Source organism: Kitasatospora sp. NPDC057512, assembly GCF_042802135.1.
Taxonomy (GTDB): Bacteria; Actinomycetota; Actinomycetes; order Streptomycetales; family Streptomycetaceae; genus Kitasatospora.
Window position 1 is genome coordinate 1 of the sequence record NZ_JBHVET010001014.1, and the last position, 2,380, is coordinate 2,380.

2 protein-coding genes are annotated in these 2,380 nt (G+C 74.0%); one reads left to right on the plus strand and one right to left on the minus strand.

Annotated features, from left to right (window positions below; translation table 11 throughout):
• Window positions 1-278: 278 nt before the first annotated feature.
• Window positions 279-1,442 carry an acyl-CoA dehydrogenase family protein gene (locus tag ACFU6K_RS36935; RefSeq protein ID WP_380670710.1) on the minus strand — a complete coding sequence of 388 codons (1,164 nt, stop codon included), beginning with the start codon at window positions 1,440-1,442 and terminating at the stop codon, window positions 279-281.
• Window positions 1,443-1,654: 212 nt separating this feature from the next.
• Between ACFU6K_RS36935 and ACFU6K_RS36940 the strand changes: the two genes are divergently transcribed.
• On the plus strand, window positions 1,655-2,311 hold the full coding sequence (locus ACFU6K_RS36940) for a uridine kinase (RefSeq protein WP_380670712.1): 657 nt from the start codon (window positions 1,655-1,657) through the stop codon (window positions 2,309-2,311).
• The last annotated feature ends 69 nt before the right edge of the window (window positions 2,312-2,380 follow it).

A 2,380-nucleotide genomic window follows, 5' to 3' on the forward strand; every position in this document is an offset into this window, starting at 1 on the left:
GGCCGTCACTCCGCACCCTGGAGTGACGGCCGGAGGCCGTGAGGGAGCCGGGCCTGTCCGGTGGGTTTTGTCGGATCAGGGCGCGGCGTTGGGGTGCGTGCATCGCAAGGCGGAGGAGGGAGCCACTGCGGTGGGGGCACCTCCCGGCCGCCAGGCTGGGGGCCATTGGCGACCGACGACAACGCGGCGAGGTGCGCTTGTGCCCTGGGGGTACCTCCCGGCCGAAGGCTGGGGGAGCGTCGCGCACCCGGCAAGGACCCGCCGGACAGGCCCTGGGCTCAGGCCTTCGTGAGGTGGCGGCCGATCACCAGGCGCTGGATCTGGTTGGTGCCCTCGACGATCTGCAGCACCTTGGCCTCGCGCATGTAGCGCTCGGCCGGGAAGTCCTGGGTGTAGCCGTAGCCGCCGAGCACCTGGACGGCGTCGGTGGTCACCCGCATCACCGCGTCGGTGCAGAACAGCTTGGCCATCGCCGCCTCCTTGGAGAACGGGCGGCCGGCGTCCCGCAGCCGGGCGGCGGAGAGGTAGAGCGAGCGGCCGGCCTCGATCTGGGTGGCCATGTCGGCGAGCATGAAGGACAGGCCCTGGAACTCGGCGATCGGGCGGCCGAACTGGCGCCGGGTGCGGGCGTAGTCGACCGCGAGGTCGAGCGCGGCCTGGGCGACGCCGACGGCGCAGGCGGCGATGCCGAGGCGGCCGGAGTCCAGCGCGGCGAGCGCGATCTGGAAGCCCTGCCCCTCCTCGCCGACCAGCCGCTCGCGGGACACCCGGGCGCCGTCGAAGTGCAGCTGCGCGGTCGGCGAGGACCACATGCCCATCTTGTGCTCCGGCGGGGCCGCGGACAGGCCCTGCTGGGTGCCGGGGACCAGCAGGCAGCTGATGCCCTTGGGACCGTCGACGCCGGTGCGCACCAGGGCGCTGTAGAAGTCGGCCTGGCCGCCGTGGGTGATCCAGGCCTTGGTGCCGTTCACCACGTACGCGTCGCCGTCGAGGTCTGCGCGGGTGCGCAGCGCGGCCGCGTCGGAGCCGGACTGCGGCTCGGAGAGGCAGTAGGCGCCGAGCTGCTCGCCGGAGAGCATGGCGGGCAGCCACGTCTCGCGCTGCTCGTCGGTGCCGAAGGTGGCCAGCGCGTGGCAGGACAGGGTGTGCACGCTGACGCCGAGGCCGACGGCCAGCCAGCCGGCCGCGAGCTCCTCCAGCACCTGCAGGTACACCTCGTAGGGCTGGTCGCCGCCGCCGTACTTCTCGTCGTACGGGAGGGAGAGCAGGCCGGCTTCGCCGAGGGTGCGGAAGACCTCCCGCGGGAAGCGGCCGGCGGCCTCGTCCTCCGCCGCGCGCGGCTGGAGCTCGCGCTGGACCAGGTCCCGGGTGAGGCCCAGCAGCTCGCGGGCCTCCTCGGTGGGCAGCTGGCGCTCCACGGCTTTCACAGGGGAGGGGGTCATGGCGGTGGTCGCCTCCTCGATCGGGGCGCGGGACCGAGGTGTCGGCCGGTCCGGCGTGGGTGCGGCTGGTCGGACCGACCGGCACCGGGTTGCGGTGAACGGCCGTTCACAGTCGTGGCGAAGGCGAGTATGCCCGAAACCCGCGCTGCCGTCACGACCTGCACATTTGAACTGGACGCAGTGGCGGGCTACGGCACCGTAGGGTTGACGTTGTGGCTGTATCCGAACCCCTCCCGACCCGATTCCGGCCCGCTCCGGACGACCGGCTGACCGCGCTCGCGGCCGAGTTGCGAGCGCTGCCGCCCTCCTGCGGGCCGGTGCGGCTGGTCGCGGTGGACGGCCACGCGGGCTCCGGCAAGACCACCTTCGCCGGACGGCTGGCGGCGGCGCTCGACGGGGCCCCGGTGGTCCACCTCGACGACCTGGCCACCCACCGCGAGCCCTTCGGATGGACCGGGCGGCTGCGCGAGCAGGTGCTGGAGCCGCTGGCGGCCGGGCGGGACGCCGAGTACCGGGTCTACGACTGGACCCTGCGCCGCTTCGCGGGCACGGCCGCGGTGCCGGCCGCCCCGGTGGTGCTGGTGGAGGGGGTCGGCGCCGGACGGCGGGCGGTGCGGCCGTGGCTGGCCCGGGTGATCTGGATGGAGTTGGACGCCGTCTCGGCCCGGCGGCGCGGGGAGGAGCGGGACGGGCCGGAACTGGCCGAGTTCTGGGCGGGCTGGGCCCGGGCCGAATCGGCGCATTTCGCCGCCGATCCGAGCCGTCCGCACGCCGCGACGCGGGTCGACGGGGTGACCGGCCGGATCGCCCCGGACACCGTGGGTGAATCTTCAACCAACGCCTTGACCTGCGACATCGCCAGGACCTAGGTTCTCCTCAGCCACCGGAACACCAGATTCCGGTTGCCTCGGACCCGGCGCCCCCGGCTTGTTCCCCCG